The following is a 15,400-nucleotide window of genomic DNA, read 5'->3' on the forward strand; positions in this document are numbered from 1 at the left end:
TAATGACACGATTATTTCCCGATAGCAATATTTACCCCAGTCAAGGCTACAGGTCTATCCAGACAAGCACCGGAAATCACTCGTCTCTGACGAAAGTAATAGTTGGATGCATAAACATAGAGCAACTTGAGTAGCGCCGGGAGTATCACATGTTGGAAACAAGAGGGGATAGCCTTTGGGCTGCTTCGGAAAGCATGGGCGACAGGGGAAACGCCGCAAGCATTGAGGCAGCACGTGGTCGGCGTTTGTTGCTCGTATGCAAGAGCAATCTTGAGCGGCAGTGCCTTTATAACGGGCTTGTGCTGAACGGACTCAAGCTTCCCGTGGAAACACAAGCGGCGGTTGAACTCGCAGATCCAACGGACGATATTGCTGTTGTTCTGATCAATATCGGCTCAAAGCGTTTGGCCGATCCGTTTTTTTCGGAGAAGTTGCAGGCTGTGATCGAACTCTGGCGTCCGGTTCCGGTCGTTTTTCTCGCCGAACGCGAGGAGTGGTCCCAGGTTGTGCGCGCCATGGAAATCGGTGCTCGTGGCTACATTCCCACTTCAGTCGATATCAAAGTCTGTGTTGAAGCCATCCATCTTGCCACCGCTGGCGGTATGTATGTTCCGGCCTCCATGGTTTTCCAAACCGCGCCGACCGATATCGACGACGATGTTTTGGGTGAACTGCTCACGGCACGAGAGATCGAGGTCGTCCATGCCATCCGAATTGGCAAATCGAACAAGATCATCGCGTTCGAACTCGGTATGAGCGAAGGCACGGTAAAGGCACACGTGCATAATATCATGAAGAAGATCGGTGCCGCGAACCGCACGGAAGTAGCGTGCAAGCTGCACAGAATGTACGGCGAGAAGTTCGATTTCGACTGACTATTTCGATTTTCGTTGGACTGGCTCAGCGCCTGTTGCCCACAAAATATGGAGGGGCGAACTGGTGATCCGCTCCTCCATAATAGGATGGATGTTCTTTTGTTGGGCTCTCAGTCCAGTCTCCCCTGAAATACCAGCCTTCCAGAGCCCGATTACATACTCGATCTGCTACGCTATAACGCTACTCATTCCCCACATTCTTCGACCAAAGCTAAACAACATCATTAAACGGCTCGATGGTTTTGTTTTTTAGTTACATCGAACCGGGATAAATGCGCTATGCGAAGTTTTTACCATACCAGTAACTCTTGCTTTGCTTCAGTCTTTCGTGTGCAAGAGATAACTGAAAGAATACAACTGTTCGATTTTCAGTGAATATAGATATTGGATTCTCTATTAACGATTAGGTTTATGAGAGTTGCGTCGGGCCGTTCGAAGGGGCGGTCGAGCTTTAGACATTGATCGGTGAAATATGCGTTTCGTTTGAAATGTAAACGAATGTTTATACTTGAATTTATGCTGTTTTTGTTGGCCATTGGGCGAAAGCGACAAATATCGAAAATTGCTGAAAAGCGAATGCTATTCGAAGCCATTCGAACTGAAATGGTTGCTTTCTATTGAAAAAACGCGAAATTACCCGAACGTAATCAGAATAATGCCAGATCCGGGATAAAAATGCAGCTCACTCCCCGTCACAACGCAATTCTTGAGCTCGCTCGCAAGCAAGGGCAGGTTCTGGTGGATGATCTGGCTACGGCTTTCGAGGTGACGCCGCAGACGGTCCGCAAGGATTTGAATGATCTTTGCCGCGCCCGGATGTTGCGCCGCGTCCATGGGGGTGCACTCTATCCATCCGGCGTCGAGAACATGGAGTATGAAGCACGACGCCGCATCGCCGCGCATGAAAAGGAATCGATCGGGCGCGCTGCCGCAGAAATCATTCCGGACGGTGCTTCCTTGTTCATCAATATCGGCACCACAACCGAAGCCGTCAGTCAAGCGCTGGTCGACCACAACAATCTGATGGTCATCACCAATAATATCAATGTTGCCAATACGTTGCGTGTTCACCCCTCTATAGAGGTGGTGGTGGCAGGCGGCGTCGTGCGCCCGTCTGATGGAGGGATTGTTGGCGAGGCCGCCGTTGATTTCATCCGCCAGTTCAAGGTCGATTACGCAATCATCGGCGCTTCGGCTATGGACGAAGACGGTGCTTTGCTCGATTTCGATTTCCGCGAAGTGAAGGTGGCGCAGGCCATTATCGCCAATGCCCGGCACGTAATCCTTGTGACTGACGCCACAAAGCTGGAGCGGACAGCTCCGGTGCGTATCGGCCACATATCGCAGATCAATACCTTCATTACCGACCATTGTCCGTCGAACCAGTTGCGGGAGCTGTGCCACGAAAGTGAGGTAGAGCTGATTGAAACCCTTGGAGAAAGCCGGGCGGCAGAAAAACAAGCATAGTTTCGTTTATTTTCGATTTGCTTTCGTATGAAATGATTTATATTCGCTTTGGTTTTCGGAGAGTGGTCTTCGGGGTTCGCCATGGCGCAAGAGAAACTATTTGATATTTTTGTAATCGGCGGTGGCATCAACGGCTGCGGTATCGCACGTGATGCGGTTGGTCGGGGATTTTCAGTTGGCCTTGCCGAGATGAACGATCTGGCAAGTGGCACCTCATCGCGGGCAACCAAACTCATTCATGGTGGTTTGCGCTATCTGGAGCACTATGAATTTCGTCTGGTGCGCGAGGCGCTGATGGAGCGCGAGGTGTTGTGGGCCAACGCACCCCACATCATTCATCCGATGCGCTTTGTGCTGCCTTATCATAAGGGCGGAATGCGCCCTGCATGGCTGTTGAGGCTCGGGCTGTTTCTCTACGACCATCTGGGCGGGCGTAAAAAGCTCCCCGCCACGCGTACGCTTGATATGCGCTCCGACCCGGCTGCGCAGCCCTTGAAACCGCTTTTTACCAAGGCATTCGAATATTCGGACTGTTGGGTGGATGACGCGCGTTTCGTTGCCTTAACTGCCCGTGATGCAGCGGATCGCGGAGCGATAATCCAAACCCGAACCAAGGTCGTGGCGCGCGCCGGGACAGGGAATACTGGACCATTACGCTCGAAGATACCGGCACACGTGAGCGCGAGGAAGTTCGGGCTCGTCTGCTGGTCAATGCTGCTGGTCCCTGGGCCGACAAGGTTCTGCAGGGTGTCGAAGGAGATCGACAGCTTCACAATGTCCGGCTTGTTCAGGGCAGCCATATTGTGGTGCGCAAGAAGTTCTCCGATCCCCGTTCCTATTTCTTCCAGAACAATGACGGGCGTATCATATTCGCCATCCCCTACGAGGATGAGTTCACCCTGATTGGCACAACCGATCAGGACTATCAGGGTGACCCGGCCAAGGTTGCGATCACCGACGGCGAGACCGACTATCTCTGCGCGGCAGCCAGTGAATATTTCAAGGAGCCGGTCAGACGCGCGGATATCGTCTGGACCTATTCCGGTGTGCGCCCGCTTTATGATGACGGTGCAAGCAAGGCACAGGAAACAACGCGCGATTATGTCCTGAAAGAAGACGCACCCGATGGGCTTGCACCTCTGATCAACGTTTTTGGCGGTAAGCTGACCACTGCGCGGCGACTTGCCGAACATATGCTGGAGAAGATCGAGCATAGGCTGGGACAAAAAGGTGCGCCGTGGACCCATGCTGCTCCGTTACCCGGTGGTGATTTCGTGGATGTCGAGTTCGAGCGTGAGCTGCAGAAGGTGAAAGTTGCATATCCTTTCCTGACGCCTGCTCATGCGCGGCGCCTGTTCCGGCAATATGGGACGCGTATTCGTGTTCTGCTTGGGGAAGCCGCTTCACTTGCCGACCTTGGACAGCATTTCGGTGCCGATCTTTATGAAGCCGAAGTGCGGTATCTGCTTGAGAATGAATGGGCGGTGAGCGCCGAGGATATTTTGTGGCGGCGTACGAAACTTGGTCTTCGCCTGAATGCGGCGGATGTTTCCTCGCTTGAGGAATATCTGAAGCCTGCACGCGTCGCCTAAGCCCTCTCAATCTGTAGCCGCACTTGCCAGTTGTGTTTTGAGCGGTCATTATCCTCCCAGACAGCGGGTTCCAGCCTTCCTGGGAGGAAAAGATGGGCACACCGCAAGACCGAACACATGCCGATCTGATTCAATCCGCGATCATGACAGCGGGAGGGGCAGCGCGATCTGCTCTGGTCGCCTCGTGGCGACGCTCGTCGGAACTGCACGGGCTTGATCCTGCCGAACTGGGGTCTGTGCGCACCCTTTCCGATGGTGAATTCAGAACTGCTCATCAACGTATCGAACGTCTTGTCAGCATAGCGCAAGCCAGTATGGATCGCCTTTATCTGGCCGTCGGTGGTGTGGGTTGTTGCGTGCTTCTGGCTGACAGCGAGGGCGTTCCCGTTGAACGTCGTGGTGCGCCGGGCGATGATGATACATTCTATCGCTGGGGGCTTTGGACCGGTGCTGTCTGGAGCGAACAGAGCGAAGGTACCAACGGGATCGGCACCTGCATTGTTGAACAGCGCCCGCTGACAATTCATCGCGACCAGCATTTTCATACCCGTAATATCGGGCTTTCCTGTACGGTCGCCCCGATCCATGATCATCAAGGGCGTTTGATGGCAGCGCTTGATGTTTCCTCGTGCCGCGCCGATCTGACGGAGGCTTTTGCGCAGCTTATATCTGTCGCAGTGATCGATGCTGCACGGCGCATCGAGGCTGAAAATTTCCGTCAGGCTTTTCCCGAGGCTCGTATCATGCTGGCGCCAAGCCCCGACAGAACCGGCGGAGCACTGATCGCGGTCGACAAGGATGATCTGGTCATCGGCGCCACACGTGCGGCGCGTCTGGCAATGGGCCTTGACGATGCCGCTATTGCAGTTCCGTTGCCTGCAGCCGATCTTCTCGGCTGGCATGCTGACCCTCGTGAGGATATGGCCGAGTCAGAGCGCAGCGTTATTCTGCGCGCTCTTGCGCGCGCGGAAGGGAATATTTCGGCCGCAGCCGGCCTTTTGGGCATCAGTCGCGCCACGCTTCATCGCAAGCTCAACCGCCTGAAGATCATTCGTCCGCACTAATCAGCAATAAGCGGGCGCAACTGTCTCAATATTGCGACACATAACCTTGCGAGCTTGAATGCGCGGGATGACTCTTTCGTGCTGCCGCGCGATCCTCACTCATGAAACGCTGTAGGAGCAGCGTGGTTTTGGGAGGAATGTCATGAACAAGGTTGAATTCAGCCGGACCGTGAAGCCGGCTTTCGCAAAACGCTACGGAAACTTCATCGGGGGCAGATGGGTCGAGCCCAAGTCGGGCCGCTATTTCGAGAACACTTCACCGGTCAATGGTCAGGTGCTTTGCGAAGTAGCCCGCTCGGATGCCGCCGATGTTGAAGCGGCTCTTGATGCAGCGCATGCCGCCAAGGATGCCTGGGGCAAGACGAGCGCGGCGGAACGCGCGCTCATCCTCAATCGCATTGCTGACCGGATTGAGGAAAATCTGCCTGCGCTCGCTGCCGCCGAAACCTGGGACAACGGCAAGCCAATCCGCGAAACCACCGCTGCCGATCTTCCTCTGGCCATCGACCATTTCCGCTATTTCGCCGGTGTGATCCGCGCCCAGGAAGGCAGCATTTCCGAAATCGACCACGACACGGTCGCTTATCATTTCCATGAACCACTCGGCGTTGTCGGTCAGATCATTCCGTGGAATTTCCCGCTTCTCATGGCGACGTGGAAGCTCGCTCCGGCCTTGCGGCGGGCAACTGCGTCGTACTGAAACCGGCTGAACAGACACCGGCATCGATCCTGGTGCTCATGGATCTGATCGGCGATCTTTTGCCCCCCGGTGTGATCAATGTCGTCAATGGTTTTGGTCTTGAGGCAGGCAAACCGCTCGCGTCGAGCCCGCGCATCGCCAAGATCGCCTTCACCGGCGAAACGACGACGGGTCGATTGATCATGCAATATGCCAGCCAGAACCTCATCCCGGTTACGCTGGAACTCGGCGGCAAGTCGCCGAACATCTTCTTCAAGGATGTCGCAGCGGAAGACGACGATTTCCTCGACAAGGCCATCGAAGGCTTTGTGATGTTCGCACTCAATCAGGGCGAGGTCTGCACGTGCCCAAGTCGCGCGCTCATCCATGAATCGATTTACGACAAGTTCATGGAAAAGGCGCTCAAGCGCGTGAATGCAATCGTGCAGGGCGATCCCCTCGATCCTGCCACGATGATCGGTGCACAGGCTTCCAGTGAGCAGCTGGAAAAAATCCTGAGCTATCTCGATATTGGCCGCCAAGAAGGTGCTGAAGTGCTGGCAGGTGGCGAGCGCAATATTCTGCCGGGCGATCTGGCTGGCGGTTATTACGTCAAGCCAACCGTATTCAAGGGCACTAACAAGATGCGCATTTTCCAGGAGGAAATCTTCGGACCGGTTGTGTCAGTTGCTACCTTCAAGGACGATGCGGAGGCGCTATCGATTGCCAACGATACGCTTTACGGTCTGGGCGCCGGTATATGGACGCGTGATGGCACGCGTGCATATCGCTTCGGGCGTGCCATTCAGGCCGGTCGTGTGTGGACCAATTGCTACCATGCCTATCCGGCGCATGCAGCATTCGGCGGTTACAAGCAATCGGGTATCGGTCGCGAAAACCACCTCAAGATGCTGGATCATTATCAGAACACCAAGAACATGCTGGTGAGCTACAGCCCGAAGAAACTGGGTTTCTTCTAGCCGAAGCTGACCCCGGAACTGCAATACGGAGAAAACATCTTCGTATTGCGCTCAATCAAGGGATGGAACCGTTCCTCATGCCAGTATTGCGTCGAGCATAACGGTTTCCAATACCCCTCCCAAGGGGGCCTGGGCGGAAACGCCCGGGCGACCTTCTTCTAGTGCCTCCGGAAAGCATTCAGTTTTCGACATTCATTTCTTCCCTCCCCCAGGAAGCCAGCTCAGTTCGACAACGAAGGAGAAACTTCATGGCAAAGACAATGAAAGCCGCTGTGGTGCGCGCATTCGGAAAGCCACTGACAATCGACGAAGTGCCGATACCCGAGCCCGGACCGGGACAGATACAGGTTGCCATCCATGCGTCCGGCGTTTGCCATACCGATCTGCATGCAGCCGAAGGCGACTGGCCGGTAAAGCCCAACCCGCCATTCATTCCGGGGCATGAAGGCGTCGGTTATGTTTCGGCTGTCGGTAGCGGTGTCAAACACGTTAAGGAAGGCGACCGCGTCGGCGTTCCATGGCTTTATACCGCATGTGGCCACTGTCGTCATTGCCTGGGCGGCTGGGAAACACTCTGCGAAGAGCAACTTAATACAGGCTATTCGGTCAATGGTGGCTTTGCCGAATATGTCGTTGCCGATCCGAATTTTGTTGGTCACTTGCCGAAGAACATTGATTTCAACGAAATCGCGCCGGTTCTCTGTGCTGGCGTGACGGTCTACAAGGGTCTGAAGGTAACGGATACCAAACCCGGTGACTGGGTTGTGATCTCCGGTGTCGGTGGTCTCGGCCATATGGCGGTGCAATATGCCAAGGCAATGGGGCTTAACGTTGCCGCTGTCGACATCGACGACAGAAAGCTTGATCTCGCGCGGAAGCTTGGCGCGACGGTTACCGTCAATGCAAAAACGCATAATGATCCGGCGGCCTATATCAAAAAAGAAACCGATGGCGGTGCGCAAGGCGTGCTGGTTACGGCTGTTTCGCCGATCGCATTCGAACAGGCCTTGGGCATGGTATCGCGTGGTGGGACTGTATCTCTAAACGGTCTGCCACCCGGTGACTTCCCGCTCTCAATATTCAACATGGTGCTGAACGGCGTCACCGTGCGCGGCTCAATCGTCGGTACGCGGCTCGATCTGCAGGAGTCGCTGGATTTTGCTGGCGACGGCAAGGTCCGCGCTACCATCCGCACGGAGAAGCTCGAAGATATCAACTCCATCTTCGATGATATGCGCCAAGGCAATATTGAAGGTCGCGTAGTCGTGGACCTGACTCAATAGGCAAGTTGGGCTAATATTAAGAGAGGGCGGTGAATTTCCGCCCTTTCGTATCATGGAGGAGGATATGGTTGAGGTAGCTCCCGGCGACGGCAAGGGTCAGGTTAGCGCCACGGCGGCAGCGCTTGACCTCATCCGTGAATTGCAGGCCGAATATGGGCCGATCATGTTCCACCAGTCGGGTGGTTGTTGTGACGGGTCATCACCGATGTGCTATCCACAAGGAGAATTTATTGTCGGCGATACGGATGTAAAACTGGGCGAAATCGGTGACGCTCCGGTCTATATCAGCGGCCCGCAATATGAGGTCTGGAAGCATACCGAACTCATCATCGATGTCGTTCCGGGGCGCGGAGGCATGTTCTCCCTCGACAATGGGCGCGAAGTTCGGTTTCTGACGCGTTCGCGGGTCTGTTCGGTTCCCTGATTTCTCTTTTCGTTTTGTGGCGAAGCGGTTAGTTAGATCGGAGAGGGAGGGAGACGATCCAACATGGCCGCAGCAGGAAAACGAGCAACCATTCATGATGTGGCACGCCTTGCCGGTGTGTCGATCAAGACAGTTTCACGCGTCTACAATGACGAACCGAATGTGCGCGAAGCCATTCGCGAAAGGGTCAGACAGGCGGGGGGTGAGCTCCGTTACCGTCCCAATGCTGCAGCACGCAACCTTGTTGAACGGCGTTCTCACCTGATCGGACTTTTCTTCGAGAACCCCAGCGCCAGCTATGTCACCGAACTGCAGATGGGCGCACTGGAACGGCTGCGCGACACGCGATACCGGCTGCTGATCTTCCCCGTCGAAAATCGCGAAGACATCCGTGGTGCGCTGATCGAAACAGCCCACGCTTCAGGTCTCGACGGCATCATCGTGACGCCCCCCATGTCGGACGATCCTGAAATTCTGGCCGAACTGACGGCTTCCGCAATGCCATTTGCCCGTGTCGCAGGCGACGCGAATGTTCACCCGACCGATAGCGTCACGATCGATGACGAAGCGGCTGGCGTCGATCTGATGGAGTATCTTCTGAAACTCGGCCATCGCCGGATTGCGATCGTGATTGGCGATCCAACCCATCGCTCGGCAGAGCTGCGCCTCGCAGGCTATCGCCGCGCACTGGAAAAGGCAGGGATCAAGCGCAATCCCGATTATGAGGTGCAGGGTGGCTTCAGTTTTGCGAGCGGTCTCGCCGCCGGAAAGAAGCTGCTTTCGCTTGAGGAACCACCCACCGCAGTGTTTGCGTCAAACGACGATATGGCCGCCGCCGTCATGCAGGTCGCCTATGACCGCAACATTGCGATACCTGATCAGCTAACGGTGGTTGGCTTCGATGACAGCGCGATTGCCAGCATGGTTTCGCCGCAGATCACCACCGTCCGCCAGCCGATTTTCGAGATGACCCGCGATGCGGCGGACATGCTTCTCAACCAGATCGAAACCGGTCATTTGTCGGCCTCCCGGCGGATTGAGTATAAACTCATCATCCGCCAGTCATCGGGAAAAGCGCCGGTATAGGCCTGTCTAGCTCTGGGCAGGATGCGAGGGGAAGAACCGCTCGCGGGCGAAATTGCTGCCGAAGATCATGTCATATTGCAGCATCTGATAGTCACGCAGGAGAGGAGGAAATGGCGGCCTCTGTTGCCAGCCTTCCTCGACTTTCTCCGAGCGGTCGAAAACCGCATGATTGTCAACGACCTGGTAGCGCTCATGCAACTGACGCAGGAAGCCTGTGTAATAGGGATGCTGCATCCCTGCCATATCCAGAATGTGCAGGGGCAGGAAGGCAGGGCTGATCGTACCGGTTCCCCGCTCGGCACCACGTTTATTCGACCAGAGAACAAGCGGCGTTTCGTGTTGCAGCATCATATCGGCGGCAGGCGCTGTGCGGCTCGCGACCCGGTTTGCCATGAACCCGGTCTCGACATAGACGGGGCCGAGTGGTGGCAGATGGTCACCGAAGAAGACGAGAATGGTTTCGCGGTCGCGCTTCGACGCCCACTCCATCAACCGTGCAAGGCTCGCATCGGCATCCATGGCGCCTTGCGAATAGGAACGGATCGACTGGCGCGTGTGCTCGCTGGCGTCAGTCTGCACCTCAAGTTTGGAATCCGGGTAACGATTGGCTTCGTAGGGGCCATGTCCCTGAAGCGAGACGGCAAAGAAGAAGAACGGCGCATCCATGGAATCTGCTTCGCGGATGATTTCGTCGGTCAAAGCAGCGTCGGAGGCCAATGAGCCGCGCTTTTCCAGCGGTGGCATGTTTTCTTCTGACATGAACTTGTCAAAGCCCATGCTTTCATAGACGGGGCCGCGGTTCCAGAACCATTGGCGATAGGGGTGGATGGCGCGCGTCGCATAACCCTGATCCTTGAAAAAGCTTGCAAGCGAGGGAAGCGGGCGACGGATATATTGCTGATAAGGGATACTGCCGGAGGGCAGGAAGGCTTTGGAAAAACCGGTCAGAGCCTCGAACTCGACATTGGCAGTCATGCCACCGAATTCTGGCGAGAAGACATGGCCGGATTGTTCCGCCCGGACTGTCGGAATCGGGTCGGCGCTGAAAGCCACGCCCGGAAGGCGGGTCGGATCCCAGAAGGATTCGCTCATCACCATAATGACGTCAGGCTTGCTGGTATCGAATGCAGCAGGGATCAACTGCGCCGGCGGTTCGATGGCGGCAATTGCTTCGGAAGAATAGCCTTCCGGAGCGAAGACGGTAGCCATTGGCACATTCAGGATGAAGGCCATGGTAAAGCCGTTATGGGCGTAGTTTTCCTTCTGGTCCCACATGATCGGCAGGATGCGCAGACGGTCGCGCGCCAGCGAAAAACTGGCATAGTCGGAAATCACTGCGACCAGGCGAGCAAGGGCAGCGCGAAGGCAATACGCAGCATCCGACCCTTCCATGGGATCGGATCAAAGCGCCGCCACCAGAACAGCGTCACGGTGATCATCACCGCTGCCGAAGCGATGAGAAGCAGGGCTATGCCGACCGCACTCCACGGGCGGTCACGCACCAGAAGCGGCAGAAGATCGACGATCTGACGGGCATAGAGAAAATCGCTCGGATAAAGCGGGTCACCGAGATAAAGGCTCTTTTCGCGTGCAGTTGTGGCCGCAATCAGTGCCAGCGGGGCGACAACAAAGAAGCCATAGTGAATGCGTCCGAAAATAGCGTCGCTTGCTGTCAGGACCACGACGAAGAGCGCAACGGTCGTCCATGCAGGCTTATGCGGTGTGCGGAAGAACTGCATCGTGTCGGTGAACGAGCCGCGCACGATCCATTCGACAGTGAAAACCAGCAGCGTTGAAAGTACAATGGAAGCGAGCGCAATTGCGGCGAGGCGCAGCGGCCAGGCAATACGGGCAGGCCCGAAAATCGCGGCATCGCTCCAGCGACGCGCTGCGGTATTTTCCATCACACCCGGCATGTTTTACTCACTAACTCCCGCACTTCTACAAAAAGCCTGTCACATTTCTGTCATGGAAATGTCAAGGCACGCTTGGGCCGCGAGTGATACGCACCGTGATCTGAATGGATGATGAATGGAGCATGTCTCCCGAAAGTGGGAACCGGTTTCAGGATAAAGACATGCGTAAAAACAACAGATAGAGCATTTCGAATGTTTCAATCAAAACAGGGAATGCTCTAAAATGAAAACAGGGCCGGAACTATTCCGGCCCTGTCCATGGCATTATAGCGGATTGGATTACGAAAAGACGTCTTCCAGTCCCTTGGTCAGTTCCAGCGCCTGCCGCTCGAACAGGCGGCGATAGATGCCACCCGGCTTGCGGATAAGCGCATCATGATCGCCTTCTTCAAGGATCTTGCCCTTGTCGAAAACCAGCAACCGGTCAAGCGCACGAACCGTCGAAAGCCGGTGCGCAATGACAAGCGTCGTACGACCAACCATCAGCCGTTCCATTGCCTGCTGGATCAGCACTTCCGATTCTGAATCGAGGCTCGATGTGGCCTCATCCAGAATAAGGATTGGTGCATCTGCCAGAAACGCACGGGCAATCGCCACACGCTGACGCTCGCCACCCGAAAGCTTCACACCCCGTTCACCGACAAGCGTTGCATAGCCTTTCGGCAGGCGGCTGATGAAGTCATGCGCGCTTGCGAGGCGTGCAGCCTCTTCGATTTCCGCCTGTGTCGCACCGGGGCGGGCATAGGCGATGTTCTCGGCCAGCGTCCGGTGAAACAGGATTGGCTCCTGCTGCACGATGGCGATCTGCGATCTGAGCGATGCCTGTGTGACTTCGGCAATGTTCTGTCCGTCAATCTTGATGGCGCCGCCACTGACATCGTAGAGACGCTGGATCAGCTTGACGAACGTCGTCTTGCCCGAGCCCGAATGACCGACCAGACCAACCCGTTCGCCTGCCTCGATCTTGACTGAAAAGTCGCGATAGAGGGCTGCTTCGTGGTTGCCATAGTGGAAAGTGACGTGATCGAAGGTGATCTCGCCATTTCCAATCTTGATCGCCGGTGCACCTGGCTTGTCGGCAATGCCGTAAGGCTGTGCCTCGATGTCGACCAGTTCTTCCATGTCGTTGACCGAACGCTGCAGGTTGCGGATATGCATTCCTACGTCGCGCAGATAGCCTTGCAACATGAAGAAGGCTGTCAGGACGAAGGTGATATCACCCGCCGTTGCCTTGCCCTGGCTCCACAGATAGAGCGCAAAGGCGATGACCACGCCGCGCATCACCAGCAGGTTCGCGCCCTGAATGAAGCCATTCAGCGTACCGATCAGCCATGTGCGGCGTGTGCGACCGCGCCACTTGGAAACGACCTTTGCAAGACGCGCATCTTCACGGCTTTCCGCGCCAAATGCCTTGACAACGGCGTTGCACGAAATGGCATCGGCCAAAGCGCCGCCCATGCGCGTGTCCCAGCTATTGGCAAGCGTTGCCGCAGGCGCAACAAAGCCAAGCGAAATCACGATCGTGCAGACGATGAACAGCACCGAACCGATTGCAACCAGCAACCCCATCAGCGGCCAGTACCACGATAGAAGTACCACCGAACCAACCAGCATCAGGATTGACGGCAACAGTGCCACGATCAGCGTATCGTTGAGCAGGTCGAGCGCCCACATGGCACGCGAGACCTTGCGCACGGTCGATCCGGCAAAGGCGTTGGCGTGCCAGTCTGTCGAAAACCGCTGCAGCTTACGGAACGAACTTGCTGCCATGTCGCTCATGATCTTCAAGGTGAAGTCCGTGATGACATAGAAGGTCAGCTGACGCGTAATCAACGCCAGCGCACCCAGCGCAAGCAGGATGATCAGGGCGTGGATGGCCGCATCCCATCCACTGTCGCCGCCAAGCGACAATGCGTCGACCAGCCGACCGGAATAGAGCGGTGTCAGAACATCTGCGGCTGTTGCAAGCAGCATGCCGATTATCATCAGCGTCAGCCGCAAGGGCTGACTTCGCCAATGGCCGAAAGTGTAGCCGAGGACATTGCGGAAGGCAGGTCCCCGGAAATCTATGCGAAACCGAGTCATATCTATAATACCAGGCCGTGTTTAAACGGATTCTGGTTCCTTTAAAGAAGACAAAACAAGCAGCCGGTGAGGGCTGCGGCAAATTTGGAAGTTTTGGAATTTGCCCTTTTAGGGAGGGCGTTCAGGCCTCAGCCTGCAATGCGGGCCAAAGACTTAAAGCTTGGAAGCGCCCGCGCAAACACTGGGCACCATGGGGAATGGGTAATAGACACGCATCTCATACCTCTTGCCAGTGTTGCAGATGCGTGCACAATAAATGAGCAGAAAATTTTGCCAAGACGCAAAATGGCGAATTTCCTATCCAGCCATTTGACTGTGACAAATTTGCAAGCCTTGTTTAAAGGGCGTTGTTAGCTTTCAGCCCTTTGCCGACCGGATATTTTCACTTTTTCCGTTACAGGACGGCTCCGGCCTTGCAATTCTGCCGCTCATGGGTGAAGGGTCGTCCTGAGATATATCAGAGCCGTGCGGCGCACAGGGAGAGTTCATGACAGTCCATCAAAATCTGATCGCGGGCGAATGGGTCGGCGGCGACGGGATCGCCAACATCAATCCTTCGGATACGAATGATGTCGTTGGGACCTATGCGCGGGCAACTGCCGAAGACACCAAGGCAGCCATTGCCGCCGCGAAAGCCGCTTTCCCGGCCTGGTCGCGTTCCGGCATTCTGGAACGCCACGCCATCCTGCGCAAAACTGCCGATGAAATTCTGGCGCGCAAGGACGAGCTTGGCCGTCTCCTGTCGCGCGAAGAAGGCAAGACGCTGGCTGAAGGCATCGGCGAAACCATTCGCGCCAGCCAGATTTTTGATTTCTTCGCGGGCGAAGCCCTGCGTTTGGCTGGCGAAGTTCTGCCTTCTGCACGTCCGGGTATCGGTGTGGAAATCACCCGTGAGCCGATCGGTGTCGTGGGCATCATTACCCCATGGAATTTCCCGATCGCTATTCCGGCCTGGAAGATTGCGCCGGCACTTTGCTACGGCAACACGATTGTGTTCAAACCGGCTGATCTCGTGCCGGGCTGCTCCTGGGCGATTGTCGATATCCTGCACCGTGCGGGATTGCCAAAGGGCGTTCTCAATCTCGTCATGGGCAAGGGTTCGGTTGTCGGCCAGACCATTCTGGACAGTGCGGACGTTCAGGCCGTCACCTTCACCGGCTCGACCGGCACGGGCAAGCGCGTTGCGGCGGCTTCCATCGAGCACAACCGCCGCTTCCAGCTCGAAATGGGCGGCAAGAACCCGGTTGTCGTCCTGGATGACGCTGATCTCGATGTCGCTGTCGAGTCCGTGGTCAATTCGTCCTTCTTCTCGACGGGCCAGCGCTGCACGGCGTCGTCGCGTATCATCGTGACGGAAGGTATCCATGACAAGTTTGTCGCTGCTGCAATCGAAAAGCTGAAAAGCGTTGTGGTCGACAATGCCCTGAAGCAGGGCACGCATATCGGCCCGGTTGTTGATGAAAGCCAGCTTCAGCAGGACATGGATTATATCGAGATCGGCCGCAAGGAAGGCGCAAAGCTTGCTTTTGGCGGCGAACGTCTGAACCGCGAAACGCCGGGCTTCTATCTCCAGCCTGCGCTTTTCACTGAAGCCACCAACCAGATGCGTATCAGCCGCGAGGAAATCTTTGGCCCGGTCGCTTCGGTCATCCGCGTCAAGAATTATGAAGAAGCGCTTGCTACCGCCAACGATACGAGCTTCGGCCTGTCGTCGGGCATCTGCACGACGAGCCTGAAATACGCCACGCATTTCAAGCGCAATTCGGAAGCGGGCATGGTGATGGTCAATCTGCCGACCGCCGGTGTCGATTTCCACGTGCCATTTGGCGGACGCAAGGGTTCGAGCTACGGTCCGCGCGAGCAGGGCCGCTATGCCGCCGAGTTCTACACGACGGTCAAGACAGCCTATACGCTGGCCTGATAGCAATGTGAGTGGATGCAAAAACCGG

At 55.9% G+C, this 15,400-nt stretch carries 8 protein-coding genes and 3 pseudogenes; 9 read left to right on the forward strand and 2 right to left on the reverse strand.

Translation table 11 applies throughout. The features are described 5' to 3' along the window. Positions 1 to 149: 149 nt before the first annotated feature. From LJ361_RS01055 to LJ361_RS01090, 8 genes and pseudogenes are all read left to right on the forward strand, one after another. A complete protein-coding gene (locus LJ361_RS01055) occupies positions 150 to 875 on the forward strand; it encodes a response regulator transcription factor (RefSeq protein ID WP_010658038.1) in 726 nt (241 codons plus the stop codon). A 675-nt stretch (positions 876 to 1,550) separates the two neighbouring features. Then, complete coding sequence (locus LJ361_RS01060; protein ID WP_264812378.1) at positions 1,551 to 2,342, forward strand: DeoR/GlpR family DNA-binding transcription regulator; 792 nt, start codon at positions 1,551 to 1,553, stop codon at positions 2,340 to 2,342. An 81-nt stretch (positions 2,343 to 2,423) separates the two neighbouring features. Next, a pseudogene (glpD, locus tag LJ361_RS01065) lies at positions 2,424 to 3,934 on the forward strand (glycerol-3-phosphate dehydrogenase). A 92-nt stretch (positions 3,935 to 4,026) separates the two neighbouring features. Next, positions 4,027 to 4,998 carry a GAF domain-containing protein gene (locus LJ361_RS01070; protein WP_010658041.1) on the forward strand — a complete coding sequence of 324 codons (972 nt, stop codon included), beginning with the start codon at positions 4,027 to 4,029 and terminating at the stop codon, positions 4,996 to 4,998. Positions 4,999 to 5,140: 142 nt separating this feature from the next. After that, positions 5,141 to 6,657, forward strand: a pseudogene (gene adh / locus LJ361_RS01075) (aldehyde dehydrogenase). 248 nt (positions 6,658 to 6,905) lie between these two features. After that, positions 6,906 to 7,940 carry an alcohol dehydrogenase AdhP gene (gene adhP / locus LJ361_RS01080; RefSeq protein ID WP_010658043.1) on the forward strand — a complete coding sequence of 345 codons (1,035 nt, stop codon included), beginning with the start codon at positions 6,906 to 6,908 and terminating at the stop codon, positions 7,938 to 7,940. 64 nt (positions 7,941 to 8,004) lie between these two features. Continuing rightward, complete coding sequence (locus LJ361_RS01085; protein WP_010658044.1) at positions 8,005 to 8,364, forward strand: DUF779 domain-containing protein; 360 nt, start codon at positions 8,005 to 8,007, stop codon at positions 8,362 to 8,364. A gap of 63 nt (positions 8,365 to 8,427) precedes the next feature. Then, complete coding sequence (locus LJ361_RS01090) at positions 8,428 to 9,450, forward strand: LacI family DNA-binding transcriptional regulator (protein ID WP_010658045.1); 1,023 nt, start codon at positions 8,428 to 8,430, stop codon at positions 9,448 to 9,450. A gap of 6 nt (positions 9,451 to 9,456) precedes the next feature. On the opposite strand, the pseudogene LJ361_RS01095 reads toward LJ361_RS01090, so the two are convergent. Then, a pseudogene (locus LJ361_RS01095) lies at positions 9,457 to 11,366 on the reverse strand (LTA synthase family protein). A 279-nt stretch (positions 11,367 to 11,645) separates the two neighbouring features. Continuing rightward, on the reverse strand, positions 11,646 to 13,451 hold the full coding sequence (locus LJ361_RS01105) for an ABC transporter ATP-binding protein (RefSeq protein WP_011982463.1): 1,806 nt from the start codon (positions 13,449 to 13,451) through the stop codon (positions 11,646 to 11,648). Positions 13,452 to 13,938: 487 nt separating this feature from the next. On the opposite strand from LJ361_RS01105, the gene LJ361_RS01110 reads away from it, so the two are divergent. Next, entirely contained in the window at positions 13,939 to 15,372 is a 1,434-nt protein-coding gene (locus tag LJ361_RS01110) for an aldehyde dehydrogenase family protein (RefSeq protein WP_010658048.1), read from the forward strand. The last annotated feature ends 28 nt before the right edge of the window (positions 15,373 to 15,400 follow it).

It is taken from the genome of Brucella sp. JSBI001 (assembly GCF_026014005.1).
Taxonomy (GTDB): Bacteria; Pseudomonadota; Alphaproteobacteria; order Rhizobiales; family Rhizobiaceae; genus Brucella; species Brucella anthropi.

Coding starts and splice junctions, on each gene's coding strand:
- LJ361_RS01055 (WP_010658038.1), top strand. CDS start 150: ATGTTGGAAACAAGAGGGGATAGCCTTTGGGCTGCTTCGGAAAGCATG.
- LJ361_RS01060 (WP_264812378.1), top strand. CDS start 1,551: ATGCAGCTCACTCCCCGTCACAACGCAATTCTTGAGCTCGCTCGCAAG.
- LJ361_RS01070 (WP_010658041.1), top strand. CDS start 4,027: ATGGGCACACCGCAAGACCGAACACATGCCGATCTGATTCAATCCGCG.
- adhP (WP_010658043.1), top strand. CDS start 6,906: ATGGCAAAGACAATGAAAGCCGCTGTGGTGCGCGCATTCGGAAAGCCA.
- LJ361_RS01085 (WP_010658044.1), top strand. CDS start 8,005: ATGGTTGAGGTAGCTCCCGGCGACGGCAAGGGTCAGGTTAGCGCCACG.
- LJ361_RS01090 (WP_010658045.1), top strand. CDS start 8,428: ATGGCCGCAGCAGGAAAACGAGCAACCATTCATGATGTGGCACGCCTT.
- LJ361_RS01105 (WP_011982463.1), bottom strand. CDS start 13,451: ATGACTCGGTTTCGCATAGATTTCCGGGGACCTGCCTTCCGCAATGTC.
- LJ361_RS01110 (WP_010658048.1), top strand. CDS start 13,939: ATGACAGTCCATCAAAATCTGATCGCGGGCGAATGGGTCGGCGGCGAC.